The following is a 19160-nucleotide window of genomic DNA, read 5'->3' on the forward strand; positions in this document are numbered from 1 at the left end:
GGTTTCCGGGTGTCGATGCGCCGTTTCGCCGGCCTGTTGCTGGCGGTCTGTCTGATCTTTGTCCCCGCGGTATCCGGTGCGCAGTCCGAGGCGTGGATCGCGCAGGCGGCTGGCGTCAAGGTCGCGTCCGCGACGCCGACATCGGCCGACGAGCAACTGTCGCGCACGGTCGCCGCGCGCCTGCGTGCCGTGCCGGGCTATTCGAACATCACGGTGACGGCTGCGGGCGGCGTGGTACGTCTCGACGGCTCGGTTTCGGGCGACGAGGAACGCGCGCACGCCGAGCAGATCGCGGGGCAGCAGCCGGGCGTCGCGAGCGTCGACAACCGGTTGCAGATCGCCGGAAGCATCGTCACCCGCCTGAAGCTCGCGCTGCAGCAGGTCGGCGGCAAGCTGATCGGGCTGGTCGCGCGACTGCCGCTGCTCCTGGTCGCTGCATTGATCGTGCTGATCGCATGGTGGATCGGGCGATCGGTGAGCCGCCGCATCCACCTCTCGCGTTTCAGCGCGAAGAACCCGTACATCGATTCGCTCGTCGCGCGGCTGGTGAACTGGGTGATCCTGCTGGTCGGCCTACTGATCGCGCTCGACCTGCTGGAAGCGACCGCTATCGTCGGCGCGTTGCTGGGTTCGGCCGGCGTGGTCGGCATCGCGATCGGCTTCGCGTTCCGGGACATCGCCGAGAACTATGTCGCCGGCATCCTGCTCAGCCTGCGTCGCGGCTTTTCGCCCGGGGACCACATCCTCGTCGACAAATACGAAGGCAAGGTGGTCGCGCTGACGTCGCGCTCGACGTTGCTGATGACGTTCGACGGCGTGCAGGTCGCTGTGCCGAACGGCATCGTCTTCAAGTCGGTCGTCACCAACTTCACGCAGAACCCGAAGCGCCGTTTCGAATTCCTGATGGTGATCGACACCGCCGAATCCATCCGCGAAGCGCAGGAAACGGCAATCGGCGAGATCAAAAAGGTCGCCGGCGTGCTCGACGATCCGTCGCCTTCATGGGCCGTCGACGGCTATCTCAACGGCGGCATCCAGCTCAAGTTCCAGGGCTGGGTGAACCAGCGCGAGAGCGACCTGGGCAAGGTGCGCAGCGAGGCGGTCCGCGCGGTGAAGTCGGCCTTCGAGAAGGCCCAGATCGATGGGCCGCGCCCAGTGCAGTACATGTTCACCGCGCCGCTGCCACCGGCGGTCGCGCACCGTATCGGCATGGAAGTGGTGGCGACGCCGCAGACGGAACCGGAAGGCTGCGGGGACACCTCGGTGAACCACGACATCGATGCGCAGGTGGACGCCCAGCGCGCCGCCCACGACGACGAAAACCTGATCTGACCGCGCGTCGGCGCACGTTGCGTTTTCACGCGCGGCGTCGGCGCCAAGTGCAGTCTGTGCGACAGGTGGGATCGACACTGGCGTCAAGGAGGACTCCATGCAGCTGCGACGCATCCTTTCGCTCGACGGTGGCGGCATCCGCGGTCTCGTCAGTTGCCGATGGCTGGCCGGCGTCGACGCCGCGCTCGCGGCCGCAGGCAAGCCGCATATTCCCGGCAGCTTCGATCTTCTTGCAGGCAGCTCGACAGGCGGCCTGATCGCCTGCGGGCTCGCACTCGGACGCTCGCCCGACATGCTCGCGGAGCTGTATCGCGGGCGTCGGCATGAAATCTTTCCGGGCATCGCGAGCCGCTTGTGGTCGCGTGCATCGCGTCTGCTGGTGGACGGCCCGTCCGCGCCGCGCTACGACGGTCGCGGCATGGAGAAGGTGCTGGCCGACGTGTTCGGCGATGCGCGCCTGGGCGACTGCAGCGTCAAGACGATGGTGACCAGCTACGACACCATCAACCGCAAGCCGGTGATCTTCAAAAGCTTCAAGCCCGAGCACGCGGACCTGCGCGTTCGCGACGTCTGCCGCGCCACCACCGCCGCGCCGACGTATTTCCCCGCGCATCCGTTGCGTGTCGAAGGGCGCGACTGCGCACTGATCGACGGCGGCATCGTCGCCAACAATCCCACCGCCTGCGCCATCGCCGAAGCGCTGCGCAAGGACGACACGGTCGACAACTGCCGCGACCTCATCGTCGTATCGGTCGGCACCGGCGAACGAACACGCACCATCGACCTGCGCTCGGCACGCGAATGGGGCGCGCTGGAATGGGCGATCCCGATTATCGACGTGCTGTTCGACGGCAACGCCGAGTCGGTCGACTACATCGCGCAGCACATCGTCGGCGACGCGTACTACCGACTGCAGACGCCGCTGACGATCGGGCTCGACGATCTCGACGACGTGAGCGATACCAACATCAACGCGCTGGAAGTGCTGGCGAAGGGTTATCTCGCGCAGCCCACGACACAGCAGACGCTGACCGCCCTCGCCCATCGCCTCTGAGGCATCGCGTCACGCCAATACGACGATGCCCGGACAGGCCGGGCATCGAAGTTCGCATCAGGCCGGTTCGACCACCACCGGAATCTTTCCGATACGCGCCTGCCATTCGCGCGGGCCGGTCTGGTGCACCGACGTGCCGTTCGAATCGACCGCGACGGTCACCGGCATGTCCTGCACGGTGAACTCGTAGATCGCTTCCATGCCGAGATCTTCGAACGCGACAACGCGCGAGGCCTTGATCGCCTTCGACACCAGATACGCCGCGCCGCCGACCGCCATCAGGTAGGCCGACTTGTGCTTGCGGATGGCATCGATCGCGATCGGGCCGCGCTCGGCCTTGCCGACCATGCCGAGCAGGCCGGTCTGTTCGAGCACCTGGTCGGTGAACTTGTCCATGCGCGTCGCGGTGGTCGGGCCTGCGGGGCCGACAACTTCATCGCGCACCGGATCGACCGGGCCGACGTAATAGATGAAACGGCCCGACAGATCGACCGGCAACGTCTCGCCGCGATTGAGCATGTCGACCATGCGCTTATGCGCGGCATCGCGGCCGGTGAGCAGCTTGCCGTTGAGCAGCAGCACTTCTCCCGGATTCCAGCTCGCGACTTCGTCCCGCGTGATGGTGTCGAGGTTCACGCGACGCCCGGCGCTCGCGTCGTACGTGAGCTTCGGCCAATCCTCGAGCGACGGCGGATCGAGCTGCACCGCGCCGCTGCCGTCGAGCACCAAATGCGCGTGCCGGGTGGCCGCGCAGTTCGGAATGATCGCGACCGGCAGGTTCGCTGCATGCGTCGGGTAATCCTTGATCTTGACGTCGAGCACCGTTGTCAGACCGCCGAGGCCCTGCGCACCGATGCCGAGCGCGTTGACCTTGTCGTAGAGCTCCAGGCGCAGTTCTTCGATGCGGTTGCTCGGGCCGCGCGCGACGAGATCCTGGATGTCCACCGGCTCCATCAGCACTTCCTTCGCCAGCTGCATCGCCTTCTCGGCGGTGCCGCCGATGCCGATGCCGAGCATGCCCGGCGGGCACCAGCCCGCGCCCATGGTCGGCACGGTCTTGAGCACCCAGTCGACGATGGAGTCGGACGGGTTGAGCATCGCGAACTTCGACTTCGCTTCCGAACCACCGCCCTTGGCCGCAACGGTGACGTGCACGGTGTTGCCCGGTACGAGCTTGGTGTGGATCACCGCCGGTGTGTTGTCGCGCGTGTTCGTGCGCTTGCCCGCAGGATCGGCGAGCACGCTTGCGCGCAGCACGTTGTCCGGATCGAGATACGCGCGACGCACGCCTTCGTTGACCATGTCCTCGACCGACATCGTCGCGCCGTCCCAGCGCACGTCCATGCCGACATCGAGGAACACCGTGACGATGCCGGTGTCCTGGCAGATCGGCCGGCGGCCCTCGGCGCACATGCGCGAGTTGATGAGGATCTGAGCCATCGCGTCGCGCGCGGCGGGCGACTGCTCCCGCTCGTACGCGGCGGTCAGCGCCTTGATGTAATCGACCGGGTGGTAGTAGCTGATGTACTGCAGCGCGTCGGCGACGGACTGGATCAGGTCGTCCTGGCGGATGACGACGGGCGCGGACGGAGCGAAAGGAGCGGTCTGGGAGGACACGGCGGGCACGACGGGAGGGAAGCCGCCATTTTACCGCCCGCTGCGCACCCGGCGCTCAGGCAGTGCGCGCGATGGTCGGCGGATCCGAGCGTTGCAGCAGGCGCGCGAGCGCGGTGGACGACAGCGGCGGGCTGAACAGCGTGCCCTGCAGGCTGCCGCAGCCCCAACGCGCCAGAAGGTCGCGATGCGCCTCGCTCTCGACGCCCTTGGCGACCACCTCGCATTGCAGCGCGAGACCGGTGCGGCAGATCGCCTCGGCGACTCGACGCGCACGCTCGTGGTCGATCAGTGCGTCCACCACCGCGACATCCAGCTTCAGCGCGTCGAAACCGACGTCGACCAGCTGCGACACGCTGGCTTGGCTGGTCGCGATGTCGTCCACCGCGACCTTGACGCCCATCGCGCGCAGGTCGGCGACGAGGCTACGCCCCGGCTCGCCGAGCGCGAACAGCTGCTCGCCGCGGAACTCGACTTCCAACCATTGCGGATCGAGCGTCGCCGCAGCCAGCGCGGCATCGATCTGCGCGAGCAAGCGATCGGGATCGAAGCGCGCCAACGACACGTTCACCGACAGCGGCAACGGCGGCAGCCCGGCCTGCTGCCAGGCGGCGTTCTGCAGGCAGGCCTTGCCGAGCACCCATTCGTCGATCTGGATGATCAGCCCGGTTTCTTCGGCCACCGACAGGAACGTTTCCGGCAGCAACACGGTGCCGTCGGCGCGACGCCAGCGCAGCAGCGCTTCGACCGACGTGAACTTGCCGGTGCGCGTGTTGACCACCGGCTGGTAGTCCAGCACGAAGTCTTCCGCCGCGAGTGCGAGGCGCAGGTCGTTCTCGGTGCGCATGCGCGCTTCCGCACGTTCGCCCATAAGGTCGGTGAAGTAGCTGTAGCGACCGCGACCCGTGTCCTTGACGTGATACAGCGCGGTGTCCGCCTGCTTCATCAGCGAGCGGGCGTCGCGCGCATCCTGCGGGAACAGCGAGATACCGACGCTCGCGCCGACGCGCAGCTCGTGGCCGTCGACGATGATCGGCTGTTCGACAGAGCGGATGAGTTTTTCCGCGACGCGCGCGGCATCGCGCGGGTCGGCGAGGCGCTGCAGCAGCAGCACGAATTCGTCACCGCCCTGTCGGCTGACGGTGTCGTCCTCGCGCACGCACTCGCGCAGGCGCTGCGCGACTTCCTGCAGCACCTTGTCGCCGACCGGATGGCCGAGCGTGTCGTTGATCGGCTTGAACTTGTCGAGATCGATGTAGAGCACCGCACCTCGATTGCCACGGCCGAGCTGCGCGAGTGCCTGGCCCAGACGGTCCTGGAACAGAACGCGATTCGGCAGGCCGGTGAGCGAATCGTGCTGCGCCATATGCGCGAGCACCTGCGCCTGTTCGCGCGCATGGCTGACATCGCGCAGCAGCAGCACGCCGCCGATCGCCCTGCCCTGCGCATCGCGCAATGGCGACGCGGATTCCTCGACCACGCGCTGCGCACCGTCGCGACGCACGAGTTCGCGCTCACCCTCCAGTCGCGCCGCCTTGCCGGTCTTCAACGCCTCGCGAAGCACCGACACCTGCGGCACGCCGCGGATGGGCTCGACGAGCTTGATGACTTCTTCCACGACGTGCCCAAGCGCGTCTTCGCGCGCCCAGCCGGTGAGTTCGGTCGCGGCCGGATTGAATGCGATCACGGTGCCGCTCGGATCCACGACGACCATCGCATCGCTGATCGAATCGAGCGTCGCCTGCGCCTGCTCGCGTGCGGCACGTGCCGCGTGTTCAAGCGCGAGATCGCGACTCAGATCGCGCAACGTGACCACCGAACGTCCGCCGTGCTCGCCCGGCATCGAGCCAAGCTTGAGGTCGACGGGGAATGTCGTGCCGTCGCGACGACGCGCGCGCAGACCGGCATCGGTGCTCGCGACCGGAGTAGTCCCGTCCGACGCGGTGAGCCAGGTCGGCAGAAGCGTGCCGACGAGATCGGCGTTCGCGGCGTCGAACAACGTCGCGGCGGCATCGTTATGAAGCTGGATGCGGCCGTCCTCGTCGAGCACCAGCGTCGGCTCGGGCGATGCATTGACCAGCGTGCGCAGGTCGCGCTCGCTCTGCTTGCGCCACGTGACATCCTCGGCGAGCAGATGGAAACCGGCAATCGCACCGTCGAGGCCGAAGTACGGTTCGAGCCGGATGTCGAGCGCGCGATCGCCGCGGTCGGCCTGCAGCTGTTGCGATGCACCGGCCATCGCGCGTGCGGCGCTGGTCTGCAGCTTGCCCGCGAACTCCATGCCGAGCACGTCGCCCAGCGTGGCGCCTTCGACACGCTCACGCGTCAGGGCAGTCCACCGCACGTAGGCATCGTTGACGTGGCGGTGGCGCATGTCGCGATCGAATGTCGCGACGAGGCCCGGGCTTTTTTCGGCGAGCGTGAGCAGATGTCCGCTCGCGGCGCGCAGCCGTGCACGCACGCGATCACGCTGGTGCGCGAGCAGGCTGCCGAGCAGCGCGATGGCGAGCATCGTCGCGACGAGGCCGAGTGCGGCCGCGGTCGACCAGCCGCCGGCGATGCGCGACAGCGTCGCGGATGCGTGGTCGGCCGCGATGAGCGCTGCGATCGCCAGCACCAGCGACAACGCACCCAGCGTGCGCGGCCGGCCCGATGCCGCGAGTGCGAGCAGGCCGATCGCGAGCAACGGAACGAGGCGCGGCGAGATCGCGGACAACACGGCCGCGCCTATGACCAACGCAAGTGAAAGAACGAGCGTGACGCGACGCGGATCCTCGGCGAACGGATCCGGCGGATCGATCGCGGCGAGCGTCACCGATGCAGCGAATCCGGCGACGGCCGCAGCGGCGAGCGCGGGCCATGCCGCAAACCACGCGCCATGCAGGAACGGAACAGCCTGCGCGCTCACCCACGCGAGTGCGAGCGTGACGGCGCCGAGCGATGCGATCGCGATTGCGGCCGGCGCCGGGTCGTCCCACTCGACTTGGGGATGCAGTTGTCGAACCAGTGCGCGTGTCGCGACGACCGCGGCAGTCATCACCGCGGTGATAACGATGACAGTGACCGGCACGACATGCGCAGCGAACAACCCGGCTGCGATGCCGAGTACGGGCATCAACCATCGCGCGTCGGCGCGCCCCGCCAGCGGTCGCGCAAGCCAGAGCCCGGTCCACGCGCCGACCACCGCGCCGATCGCACCTGCAGCGAGCGCCGGCGACAACACGCGCGCGGCGGCGGCGCACAGCAGTCCGGCAACGGCGGCGAACGCAACCGGCGCACGCAGCAGCCGCGCGGACGCGAGCGCCCGTCGCCGGGCCTCCGCCACGGGAGCCGATCGTTCGCGGGACGCGCTCTGGGAATCCATCAAGTTCCGGCCGGTGAGACGAAAAACGTCACTTCTCTGTCGATAACGGCATTCTGCGAACGGACCGCAGCAAGAAACTGTGCAGCGGATTACAGCTCGCCACCTGCCGCGACGCCGTCATCGCATGGAGTGGCGATACGGTCACAGCCTTCACGGTTCGACGGTGCCGTCATGCGCTACGCAGCCCTTGTCGCAGTCCTCCTGCTTCCAGCCGCCGCAAGCGGCTGTCGCGCCGGCGATGGGCCTTCTGCACGGCCGTCCGCGCCCGCGGAGACCGCCGCGCGGCCGGACCAAATTCGCGTCACCCGAATCGCCGGCGGGCTGGCAAACCCCTGGGCGCTGGCGTTCCTTCCCGACGGCCGCTTCCTCGTGACCGAACGCCCGGGCCGCCTGCGCTACGTCGAGCGCGACGGTCGCGTGTCTGCACCGATCACCGGCGTGCCGACGGTATGGGCACAGGGCCAGGGCGGGCTGCTCGACGTCGAGCTGGCGACGGATTTCACGAGCAGCCACCGCGTCTACCTTGCGTACGCCGAACCCGGCCCCGATGGCACGGCCGGAACCGCCGCCGGCTACGGCGTGCTCGACGGTATGGCGCTGACCGGCTTCCGCGTCATCTATCGACAGGAACCCAAGCTCCAAGGCCCGAACCACTTCGGTTCGCGCATCGCGTTCGATCGCGACAGCCACGTCTTCATCAGCCAGGGCGAGCGCTTCCAGCGCATGCGCGCGCAGGATCTCGGCGTGCTGCAGGGCAAGCTCGTGCGATTGACGCTCGACGGCGCGGTGCCGCCGGACAACCCGTTCGTAGGCCGCAGCGATGCACGCCCGCAGATCTGGAGTTACGGGCATCGCAACGTGCAGTCGCTCGCGGTCGATCCACGCACGGGCCGCCTGTGGGAAGCCGAGCACGGCCCGCGCGGGGGCGACGAGATCAACCTGCCGCAGGCCGGCAAGAATTACGGCTGGCCGATCGCCAGCCACGGCAAGGATTACGCCACGCCGTTCCCGTATCCGGAAACCAAGGGCACCGACGTGCCGGGCATGGAATCGCCATACCACGTGTGGCTGAAATCCCCGGGGCTGTCCGGCATGGCGTTCTACACCGGCCACCCGGGTTCGCCATGGAACGACAGCGTGGTTCTCGGTGCGCTCGCCGACCGCTGCCTGATCCGGCTCCAGCTCGACGGCGATCGCATCGTCCGCGAGGAACGACTGCTCGAGGATCGCAAAGCGCGCATCCGCGACGTGCGCGTCGCCGCCGATGGTGCCGTCTATGTGCTGACCGACGACGAAAACGGCGAGCTGCTGCGCATCGATCCGCCTGCCTGAACACGGCGAGTGGCGCTTCGGTCCCACACGACCGCAGTGCTGTCAACGTCGACGGCCCCTGCGCGCGCGCCCACAATCGCCGGCCCATCCGGATGTCGACGCACTCATGCAGGACCGCAGCACCGCCCAGCACATCGCCCGCCGTATCGCCGAGGAAATCGGCGCGCAGGCCCGACAGGTGGAAGCGGCCGTCGCGCTGCTCGACGAAGGCGCGACCGTGCCCTTCATCGCGCGCTATCGAAAGGAAGTGACCGGCGGCCTCGACGACATCCAGCTGCGCGAACTCGAAACGCGCCTGGGCTACCTGCGCGAGCTCGAAGACCGCCGCGTGCTGGTCATCGCGAGCATCGACGAACAGGGCAAGCTCACCAACGAGCTGCGCAACGACCTGCTCGCCGCCGACAGCAAGGCGCGCCTCGAAGATCTCTACCTGCCGTACAAAACGAAACGCCGCACGCGTGCGCAGATCGCGCGCGAAGCCGGGTTGGAACCGCTGGCCGACACGCTGCTCGGCGATCCGACGCAATCACCCGAAGCAGTTGCCACGACATATGTCGACGCTGACAAAGGCATCGCCGATGCGAAGGCCGCCCTCGATGGCGCGCGCGCGATCCTGATGGAACGCTGGGGCGAAGACGCGGCACTCGTTGGTGAATTGCGCGAATGGCTGTCGCAGGTCGGCGTCGTGCGTTCGAAGGTGATCGAAGGCAAGGAGAACGAAGGCGCGAAATACCGCGACTACTTCGATCACGCCGAACCGATCTCGAAGATTCCGTCGCACCGCATGCTCGCGCTGTTGCGCGGCCGTCGCGAGGAGTTCCTGCAGTTCGATCTCGATCCGGGCGTCGATGCGGACGCGGGCCATCTGCTCGCGACCGGTCGCGTTGCGAAGCACGCCGGCATCCGCAACGACGGCCGCCCCGCAGATCAATGGCTGATGGACTGCGCACGGCTGACGTGGAAGGCCAAGCTGCACCTGCACCTGATGCTCGACCTGACCGCGCAGGCACGCGAACGCGCCGAGCTGGAAGCGATCAACGTGTTCGGCGACAACCTCAAGGATCTGCTGCTCGCAGCGCCCGCCGGCGCACGCACGGTGCTGGGTCTCGATCCGGGTCTGCGTACTGGCGTCAAAGTCGCCGTGGTCGACCGCACCGGCAAGCTGGTCGCGACCGACACGATCTATCCGCACGAACCCAAGCGCCAGTGGGACCAGTCGCTCGCTTCGTTGCGGCGGCTCTGCACGCAGCACAACGTCGAGTTGATCGCGATCGGCAATGGCACCGCATCGCGCGAGACCGACAAACTCGCGGCGGATCTCATCAAGCTCGCGCCGGAACTCAAGCTCACCAAGATCGTCGTGAGTGAAGCCGGTGCGTCGGTGTATTCGGCGTCGGAACTCGCGTCGCGCGAATTCCCTGACGTGGACGTTTCGTTGCGCGGCGCGGTGTCGATCGCACGTCGGCTGCAGGATCCACTCGCCGAGCTGGTGAAGATCGAACCGAAAGCGATCGGCGTCGGCCAGTACCAGCACGATGTCGACCAGTACAAGCTGGCGCGCGCGCTCGATGCGCGCGTCGAGGACTGCGTGAATGCGGTCGGCGTGCATGTGAACACGGCGTCCGCTGCGTTGCTCGCGCGAGTGTCCGGCCTGAGTTCGACGGTGGCGGACAACATCGTGCGTCACCGCGACTCGAACGGCCCGTTCAAGTCGCGCAAGGAGCTGCTGAAGGTGCCGCGCCTGGGCGACAAGACGTTCGAGCAGTGCGCTGGCTTCCTGCGCATCGCCGACGGTGACGAGCCGCTGGATTCGAGTTCAGTGCATCCCGAGGCGTATCCCGTCGTCGAACGCATCGTGTCGTCCACTGGCAAGCCGATCCGTGGCCTGATCGGCGATGCCGCGTTCCTGCGCGGCCTGCGCGCCGAACAGTTCGTCGACGACCGTTTCGGCGTGCCGACGGTGCGCGACATCCTCAAAGAACTAGAGAAGCCGGGCCGCGACCCGCGCCCTGAGTTCAAGGCCGCGCGTTTTGCTGATGGCGTCGAAGAGCTGAAGGATCTGAAACCGGGAATGGTTCTTGAAGGCGTTGTCACGAATGTCGCGGCGTTCGGTGCGTTCGTCGACATCGGCGTGCACCAGGACGGGCTCGTGCACATTTCCGCGCTGTCGGACACGTATGTGAAAGATCCGCGCGACGTGGTGAAGGTCGGCGACATCGTCAAGGTGCGCGTGCAGGAGGTGGATGTCGCGCGCAAGCGGATTGCGTTGACGTGTCGTTTGGACGATGCGGCACCGCGTGCGCCGCGGAATGATCGTGATGCGGGGCGGCCGCAGCCGGGCGCAACGCGAGGGACACAGGAACGTGGGCGTGGGCCGGCGCCTAAACCGCAGGGCAAGCCGCAGGCGGCGGTGGTGAATAGTGCGTTGGCGGATGCGTTTGCTAAGGCTAAGGGGAAGTAACGCGGCGCGGTGCTTCGTTATCCGCAAACTGCAAAAGCGTTTCGTGCGCTGGCGCGCCCGAGTTACTTTTCTTTGCTGGTGCAAAGAAAAGGTAACCAAAAGAAAGCACCTTCCCCGATCAGATCTACAGCGCGCGATCGTGTGAGTTTTCCACGATCCGCACACTCGCCATCCTGGCTCGGGTGCGGACGGCGGCCATCCATGGCCGCCGCCCTTCGGGTCCCACGGTTGGGTTTGCGGCTCGAAGTCGCTGTTGCGCCCGCTGACGCCTGCCCTGATGCCTCTGCAGCCCTATGCCTGATCGTTCTCGACTTCTCGCGTTGTGTGCAGCTTTGCTGCTTTGACTTCGCGCGTCCCGAGCAAGCATGCCGTCGAAGACGCAGCTCCTCAGTTATCACCGCAACAGCCGCTCAAATCGTAAAGACCCCGAAGGGGCGGCCGACAGGACGTCGGCCGTCGCCACCCGAGGCAGGATGCCGAGTGTGGCGATCGCGACATACCGACCCGATCGCGAGCTGTAGATCCGTCGGGGAAAAGTGCTTTCTTTTGGTTACTTTTATTTGCACGACCAAAGAAAAGTGACTCGGCCGCGTGAGCGGACGAAACGCTTCGGCTCCTACATGACGTGTCCCAGCGAGCTCAAAACAAACCCTGCTGAATTCCCTCATCCCCCGAATAATCCAACCTCCCCTCCACCACCCTCGCCGCGCCCGTATACGGATGCTCCTGCACCCGCCCACCGGCCTGCAGATGCAGCACGGTCCACCCGCGTGACTTGAAGTCGTCGGAGATCAGCGATCGGTGGCACTGCCACCACACCGCTTCAGCGCACATCACCGCCGTCCGCTTCGATGTCGCAAGCGCAGCCAACCGCTCGCGCGCACGCTCGTAGGCCGGCGTCTCCATGTAATCCGCATAACCGCGAAACGCGGCATTGCGCCACGCGGTGTTCGGCGAATCCGGCCGCGCCGCACGGCGTCCGCCGAGGTCCGGAAACGGCACGTACTCGATACCCGCTTTTGGCAGCGCGGCCGCCATCGCGTCGCTACCGAACTGCGGATGCCGTCGCGACCCCGCGAAGCGGCGCACGTCCGCCACCGCCTCGATCTCCGCTTTTTGCAGGATGTCGACGAACGCCTCCCACGGATGCGTGGAATGGCCGATGGTCCAGAGCGTGCCTGACGTTTCCATCCGTACAGGTTCGCGCGGCCGACATGAAACAGCGTTGACGGCGCGCCGCTTAGGCTGCGTGACCCACGGAGACCTTTCATGTCCGAGCAGACCACCGGCATTGCGCGTACGGCCCAGATCCTGAAGTTCCTGCTCAAGTACCGCAGCGCCGGAATCTTCAGCGGGCTGGACCAGGACGCCGTGCTGCAGGACGTCGAGGCCAGCGTCGACGAGTCGGCAGGCGAACCGGGCAAGCCCGAGCAGTTCGTCGACGATCTCGAAGCCCTGGGCCCGACCTTCATCAAGCTCGGCCAAGCGCTGTCGACGCGCCCGGACATGGTGCCGCCCGATTACCTCGCCGCGCTGGAGCGCATGCAGGACAACGTCGATCCGTTGCCCGCCGACGTGGTGCGGCAGGTGATCGAGGAAGAACTTGGCGTGCGGCCGAACAAGCTGTTCGCGGAGTTCGACGACGAGCCGCTCGGCAGCGCATCGCTGGCGCAGGTACACCGCGCGGTGCTGCGCGACGGCCGCGAAGTCGCGGTGAAGGTGCAGCGCCCGGATGCCATCACCAGCGTGCGCAACGACCTCGAAGCGCTGCGCTCGATCGCCGGCAAGATCGACCGCGGCACCGACATGGGCCGCCGCCTGAAGTTCGGCGACTGGGTCAACGAGTTCGGCCGCGCACTGCTCGCCGAGCTCGACTATCGCCTCGAAGCCGAGAACCTGCAGCGCTTCGGTGAACGGCTAGAGCAGTATCCGCAGCTCGTCGTGCCGACGCCCGTGTGGAGCCTTTCGGGCAAGCGCGTGCTCACGATGGACCTGGTGCGTGGCCAGAAGGTCACCGACATCAGCGGCCTGCGTCGCACCGAGGAGCGGCTCGGCGACCTCGCTGGCGCTCTGCTGCGCGCCTACCTCGACCAGGCGTTCGTCTACGGTGAAATCCACGCCGATCCGCATCCGGGCAACCTGTTGCTGATGGAGGACGGACGCCTCGCCATCTTCGACCTCGGAATGATCGCGCACGTGCCGCCGAAGCGTCGCGACCGCCTGCTGAAGCTGCTGTTCGCATCGGTGGATGGACGCGGCGAGGACGTCGCGATTGAAGGCATCTCGATCTCCACGCGCCTCGAGGATTTCGACGAGGAGCGCTACATGCGCGAGGTCGGCCAGCTCGTCGCGTCTTACGCCGCGCGTTCCGGTGGACGCACGGTGTCGGAAGGCCGGCTCGTGCTCGACCTCACGCGCATCGCGACCGCATGCGGCCTTCGCACGCCGCCCGAGCTGAGCCTGCTGGGCAAGACGCTGCTCAACCTCGAATCGATCTGCGACGCGCTCGATCCCGACTTCGACGCGAAGGACGTGGTGCGCGACCACCTCGAGGACGTGATGCGAAAGCGCCTGCGTCGCTCGTTGTCGCCGGCCGGGCTCGCGGGTGAACTGATCGAAGTCGAAGGCCTCGTGCGTGAGGCGCCGCGCAAGCTGAACAACCTGCTGACGCTGCTGTCGGACAACCGGCTGCAGGTGCGGCTGGACGGGCTCGACGATTCGAAGCTCATGGAGAACATGCAGAAGATCGCGAACAGGATCACCGTCGGGTTGATCATCGCGGCGCTGCTCGTTTCGTCCGCGCTGATGATGCGGGTCGACAACGGGTCGCGGCTCTTCGGCTATCCCGCCATCGCGATCATCCTGTTCCTGATCGCAGCATTCCTCGGGCTTTTCGTGGTGGTCAGTGTGTTGCTCACCGATCATCGCGCACGTCCGAAAGAGGAGCGCGGCCTTCACTGAACAGGCAGGCTGAACCAGCCTGAATCCGGCCGCTTGCACGCAGCGCTCACGGGCCTAACCTAGGCGGAAAGCTTCACCGGGAATGCACCTCCCTGAAGCGTCTGTTGAAGGGGTCTGTGAATGCGTACCTCCCTCGCCTTGGCTTCGGCCATCGCCTGCTGCCTTCTGCCGGCCCTGTCTCCGGCGGAACCGAACCCGACCACCACGCCTGCACTGCAGCCGTCGGCGCCGCTCGCGCCGATGACCGCGCCCGTGCAGACCGCGCCGTCGATGTCGTTGGCCTCGCGCCTGGCATCGCTGGCGCCCGGTGCGAACCCGAAGGTCATCGAGATGGCGCTCGAAGCGCGCGAATGCGCGATGAGCACCGGCGAAGCCACGGGTTCCGGCGAGAAGCTCGCGGTCATCGACTACTCGATGCCGTCGTCGCAGAAGCGCCTCTGGGTGTTCGACCTGCACAACACGCGCGTTCTCTACAACGAGTACGTGGCGCACGGTGCCGGCAGTGGCGAGAACTATGCGCGTTCGTTCTCCAACCTCGACGGCACGCACCAGACCAGCCTCGGCCTGTTCCGCACCGCGGAAACGTACGAAGGCCACAACGGTTATTCGCTGCGCATGGACGGGCTCGACCGCGGCTTCAACGACAACGCGCGCTCGCGCGCGATCGTGATGCACGGCGCGTGGTACGTGGATCCGTCGATGGTGCAGAAGGTAGGCCGGCTCGGCCGCTCGCAGGGTTGCCCTGCGGTGCGCGCGCAGGTCGCGCACGAGATCATCGACACGCTCAAGGGCGGCCAGTTCGTGTTCTCGTACTACCCGGACAGCAAGTGGCTGCACGAATCACGCTACCTGGCGTGCCCGAACCGTCCGACCCGCACGATCGTCGCCACGCGCTGATCGCAGTCGGTTGAAAACATGGCGGCCGGATCCTCACGGGTCCGGCCGTTATCTTTTGCGGTCATGACGACACCCGACCGCCCTGCCCCGAATCCCGTCCTCGCCGCGCTTTCGGCAATGGAGGATGCCGTTGACGGTCTGCGACGCCGCATCGCGCCGCGCGTGCCCGCTCATATCGCCGCGTATCGCGGCTGGGGCGACGCCAATGGCATCGAGCTGCGCGGCCGCGTCTTAGCCGACGCACCGGAAGGTGGCCCCACCGAGAACGAGTCGCGCTGGCGCAACCTGCAGCATTCGGTCGGCCGCTTTCTCACCTCCGAAGTGCCGGGCGTGCCATTGGTGCTGCGCGCAGGGCCCTACAGCGTCGATGCGGTGACCGATGACGAGGGCTACTACGCGGCGACCGTGCCCGCACCGGACGCGCCTGTCGGCCTATGGTCCGAAGCGACCGCGAGCCTCGCCGACGGCCGCATCCCCACGTCGCAGCCGGTGCTCTACGTGCATGACGACGTGCAGGTCGGCGTCATTTCCGACATCGACGACACCGTGCTCGACAGTTCGATCACCGACTGGACGACCGCCGCGCAGCTCACCTTCCTGCACAACGCGCGCACGCGAAAGCCGCTGAAGGGCGCGGCGCTGCTCTACCAGGCGCTGCAGTCCGGCATCGACGGCCGCGGTCGCGTGCCGCTGTTCTACGTCTCGAGCTCGCCGTGGAATCTCTACGACCTGCTCGACGAATTCATGCGGCTCAACGCGTTGCCCTCTGGGCCGATGTTCCTGCGCGATTTCGGGCTCGATCCGACCAAGCTGCTGAAGTCCGCCGGCCACGGCCACAAGCTCGACCGCGTGCGCGAACTCGTCGCGCGCTTTCCGCGGCTGCGCTGGGTGCTGCTCGGCGATTCGGGCCAGGCCGACGCCGGCCTGTACGCCGAGGCGGCGCAGGAATTCGGCGACCGCATCGCCGCGATCTACATTCGCGATGTGGACCCGGACCTCGAATCGCCGCGCGACATCGCCGTCGATGCGCACATCGGCCGCGTCGCCGGCACGCGCGTCCCGATGATCCGCGCACGCGACAGCCGGGCAATCGCCGAGCACGCGGCGTCGATCGGGCTGATCCGCCCGGAAACGCTCGATCCCATCGCCTGCGAGGTCGCGCGCGACGCCGCTCGCCCCACGCTGGGCGAAGCGGCGGCCACCGCCGCGATCGAGGGAACGCAGGGCGACGACGGCCCGGGCGCGCCGGTCGGCTAAAATTCGCGCCCCACCGCAGCCTGCCCGCCGATGTCCTCGCCTTTCGGCACCGAAACCGTGCTCGACGTCCGCCACTGGACCGACGCCTACTTCAGCTTCACCACCACGCGCGATGACGGCTTCCGTTTCGACAACGGCCAGTTCGTAATGATCGGGCTGGAGGTGGACGGGCGTCCGTTGATGCGCGCGTACTCCATCGCCAGCGCCAACTGGGAAGAGCAGCTCGAGTTCTTCAGCATCAAGGTGCAGAACGGCCCGCTGACCTCGCGCCTTCAGCACATCAAGCCGGGCGACAGTGTGCTCATCGGTCGCAAGCCCACCGGCACGCTGCTCATCAGCGACCTGCATGCCGGACGCAATCTCTACCTGCTGGGCACCGGCACCGGCTTCGCGCCGTGGCTGTCGATCGTCAAGGACCCCGAGACGTACGAGCGCTTCGAACGCGTGATCCTCTGCCACGGCGTGCGCTCGGCGGCGGACCTCGCGTATCGCGACTACATCGTCAACGAGCTGCCGCGCCATGAATTCCTCGGCGAGCAGATCGCGCGGAAGTTGCTCTACTACCCCGCCGTGTCGCGCGAACCGTTCGAATTCAACGGCAACGACCATCGCGGCCGTCTCACCGACCTCATGGCCAGCGGCGCGATGATGGATCAGCTCGGCATCGAGCCGCTCGACGCGGAACACGATCGGGCGATGATCTGCGGCAGCCCGCAGATGCTGGCCGATTTCCGTTCGCTGCTGGATTCGCGCGGCTTCACCGCCGCGCCGCGCATCGGCACGCCCGGCCAATACGTCTTCGAGCGCGCATTCGTCGAGAAGTGATCAGACGGTGCGCACGGCCTGCGGTCGCGCAGGTGACGGGCCGTCCACCATCTGCAAGGTGACATCGCCACGTGCGGCCGCGCCGGCGAGATCGCCGGCAATCTGACTCACGTCTGCATCGGGCGCGACCTCGGCGACGCAGGTCGCGCAATTGCGGCCGCCCGCCTTCGACATGTAGAGCGCAAGGTCGGCCACGTGCATCGCGTGCTGCCAGTCCACGCCTTCTTGCAGCGGCGACATCACCGCGCCGATCGAGACGGTCACCGTCACCGACTGGCCACCGATGTCGATAGGCTCGCCGGCGACGTTCTGCATCACGCGTTCTGCGAGTTGTGCGAGTCGTTCGCCTGCGGCATCTGGCAATACCAACACGAACTCCTCGCCGCCCCAACGCACCACGGCGTCGTTCTGTCGCACCAGGGTGCGCAGGCGACGCGCGATCTCGACCAGCACGCGATCGCCGGCGGCATGGCCCCAGGTGTCGTTGACGCGCTTGAAGAAGTCGACGTCGAGCAACATCAGGCCGACAGGCGCACCATCGCGACGCCGCATTTCCGCCTCGCACCAGCGGCGATTCGCGACGCCGGTGAGCGCATCGATCATCGACTGCTCCGACAGCACCGCGACGTCGCCCGACAGCTTGCGGTTGTCGTTGCGTGCGCGCGAGAGATACGTCAGCAACGCAGCGAGTGCGAGCAGCGCCAGCACCGCGACGGTCGACCACAGCCGCTGCTGCCAGCGATGCGCGTCCATCTCCGCGGCCTGCGCGCGATTGGCGATCGACAGGCGTTCGATCTCGCGACCGCGACGCTCCGATGCGTATTTCTCCTGCAGCTCGAGCACCGCCTTGTCGCGTTCCTGCTTCACCATTTCCTGGCTGAGGTGCAGCTGCTCGCGCATCGTCGCCACCGCTTCGATCAGGCGGCCGGCTTTTTCGTACGCGGTCACCAGCTCGTCGAGGATGGGCATCAGGTAGGTGCGTGCGCCGATGCGTTCGGCGAGCGTCTTCGCATCACGCAGTTCGTGGATGCCTTCGTCGAAACGACCGAGCCGCACCAGCGCGATGCCGCGATTCGCGCCCGCGACGGCGACACCGTTGTCGTCGTGCTCCGACGCCGATATCGCACGCGCACGTTCGGCGACGACCAGCGCCTTCGCCGGCTCGTTGGATTGCAGGTAGTAGTCGGAGAGATTCCCGAGGCTGATCGCGACGAGCTCGCGCATCGACGGGTCGTCGCCGGCGAGCCGCAGAACATCGAGCAGCGCCTGGTGTTGCGCCTCGCCCTCGCCCCGCATGCTGTAGGTGTACGCCTGCTGCGCGCGCAGGTAGGGCTCCATGTAGACGAAGCCGATGCGGTCGGCGAGCAGGTACGCCTCTCGGCCCAATGCATCGGCACGCGCGAAATCGCCAAGGTCGGCATTCATGCCGATCATCGGGCTCATTGCGCGCACCTCGTCCGCCGGCCAACCGTGACGCGCCGCCAGCGACCGTGCCTGCACCGCATCCGCAATGCCTGAAGCCATCTCGGTGCGCAGGTCACTTACTCGCGTACGCGTCAGCAGGTATTCCAACCGCATCACATCGCCGGACTGCAGCGACAGCGGCTCCGCACTCGCGATGATCGCCTGCGCTTCCGACGTATGCCCGACCCCGATCGCACGTTGCGCGCGCGAAAGCCGCGCCGCGAGATCACAGGGCACGCAATGTTCGTTCGCGGCCATGGCGTCGATGCGCGCCAGTAGCGGGTCCGCGCGATCGAACGCGTCCTGTTGTCGTTCCAGGCCCTCGACCGCGATCAGGTAGGTCGCGCGAGCCGCGAGCGGCGCCTTGTCGCCCGGCTTGTCGTCCGCGGTGTAGAGGCGTTGCAGCACGTTCTGCGGACGCACGAATCCGTGGACGTGCACGTCCTGAAGAATCGCGTCGACGGTCTCCGCGCGTGCAACGGCGGACACCAGTAGAAGCGCGAGTGCGAGTCGGATCCGGGTCATTCGCCCGTTTATCGGCCCTGCACGGCCAGCGCTTGATGAACACGGCGATGGGATTGCTGAGCGAGTCAGCAATC

12 protein-coding genes are annotated in these 19160 nt (G+C 67.0%); 8 read left to right on the top strand and 4 right to left on the bottom strand.

Going from position 1 to position 19160, the window contains the following annotated elements; translation table 11 throughout:
- Positions 1-15 precede the first annotated feature (15 nt).
- Entirely contained in the window at positions 16-1332 is a 1317-nt protein-coding gene (locus tag ACVWWW_RS10600; RefSeq protein WP_051234773.1) for a mechanosensitive ion channel domain-containing protein, read from the top strand.
- Between the two features lie 97 nt (positions 1333-1429).
- Complete coding sequence (locus ACVWWW_RS10605) at positions 1430-2386, top strand: patatin-like phospholipase family protein (RefSeq protein ID WP_051234771.1); 957 nt, start codon at positions 1430-1432, stop codon at positions 2384-2386.
- A gap of 57 nt (positions 2387-2443) precedes the next feature.
- Here the strand turns inward: ACVWWW_RS10605 and ACVWWW_RS10610 are convergent, their stop codons facing one another.
- Together ACVWWW_RS10610 and ACVWWW_RS10615 are read right to left on the bottom strand one after the other, a co-directional pair.
- Entirely contained in the window at positions 2444-3958 is a 1515-nt protein-coding gene (locus ACVWWW_RS10610) for a fumarate hydratase (protein ID WP_027082068.1), read from the bottom strand.
- A gap of 100 nt (positions 3959-4058) precedes the next feature.
- On the bottom strand, positions 4059-7325 hold the full coding sequence (locus ACVWWW_RS10615) for an EAL domain-containing protein (RefSeq protein WP_051234769.1): 3267 nt from the start codon (positions 7323-7325) through the stop codon (positions 4059-4061).
- 210 nt (positions 7326-7535) lie between these two features.
- Between ACVWWW_RS10615 and ACVWWW_RS10620 the strand changes: the two genes are divergently transcribed.
- Both ACVWWW_RS10620 and ACVWWW_RS10625 read left to right on the top strand, forming a co-directional pair.
- Entirely contained in the window at positions 7536-8696 is a 1161-nt protein-coding gene (locus ACVWWW_RS10620; RefSeq protein ID WP_027082067.1) for a PQQ-dependent sugar dehydrogenase, read from the top strand.
- A gap of 106 nt (positions 8697-8802) precedes the next feature.
- Positions 8803-11157 (top strand): Tex family protein, encoded by a 2355-nt coding sequence (locus ACVWWW_RS10625; protein WP_027082066.1) that lies wholly within the window; start codon positions 8803-8805, stop codon positions 11155-11157.
- A gap of 639 nt (positions 11158-11796) precedes the next feature.
- Here the strand turns inward: ACVWWW_RS10625 and ACVWWW_RS10630 are convergent.
- Positions 11797-12348 carry a DUF488 domain-containing protein gene (locus ACVWWW_RS10630; protein WP_027083570.1) on the bottom strand — a complete coding sequence of 184 codons (552 nt, stop codon included), beginning with the start codon at positions 12346-12348 and terminating at the stop codon, positions 11797-11799.
- Positions 12349-12426: 78 nt separating this feature from the next.
- Between ACVWWW_RS10630 and ACVWWW_RS10635 the strand changes: the two genes are divergently transcribed.
- The 4 genes from ACVWWW_RS10635 (at position 12427) to ACVWWW_RS10650 (ending at position 17097) form a co-directional block, all read left to right on the top strand.
- Positions 12427-14118 (top strand): AarF/UbiB family protein, encoded by a 1692-nt coding sequence (locus ACVWWW_RS10635; RefSeq protein ID WP_027083569.1) that lies wholly within the window; start codon positions 12427-12429, stop codon positions 14116-14118.
- Between the two features lie 120 nt (positions 14119-14238).
- On the top strand, positions 14239-15015 hold the full coding sequence (locus ACVWWW_RS10640) for a murein L,D-transpeptidase catalytic domain family protein (RefSeq protein WP_081672184.1): 777 nt from the start codon (positions 14239-14241) through the stop codon (positions 15013-15015).
- 162 nt (positions 15016-15177) lie between these two features.
- The gene (locus ACVWWW_RS10645; protein WP_196804386.1) at positions 15178-16272 is read left to right on the top strand and encodes a phosphatase domain-containing protein; all 1095 of its coding nucleotides are present in this window, start codon (positions 15178-15180) and stop codon (positions 16270-16272) included.
- Between the two features lie 30 nt (positions 16273-16302).
- Positions 16303-17097, top strand: coding sequence for a ferredoxin--NADP reductase (locus ACVWWW_RS10650; protein WP_027083567.1), 795 nt, complete (start codon positions 16303-16305; stop codon positions 17095-17097).
- Here the strand turns inward: ACVWWW_RS10650 and ACVWWW_RS10655 are convergent, their stop codons facing one another.
- A complete protein-coding gene (locus ACVWWW_RS10655; RefSeq protein WP_027083566.1) occupies positions 17098-19086 on the bottom strand; it encodes a diguanylate cyclase domain-containing protein in 1989 nt (662 codons plus the stop codon).
- Positions 19087-19160 lie beyond the last annotated feature (74 nt).

It is taken from the genome of Lysobacter sp. HA18 (assembly GCF_054057595.1).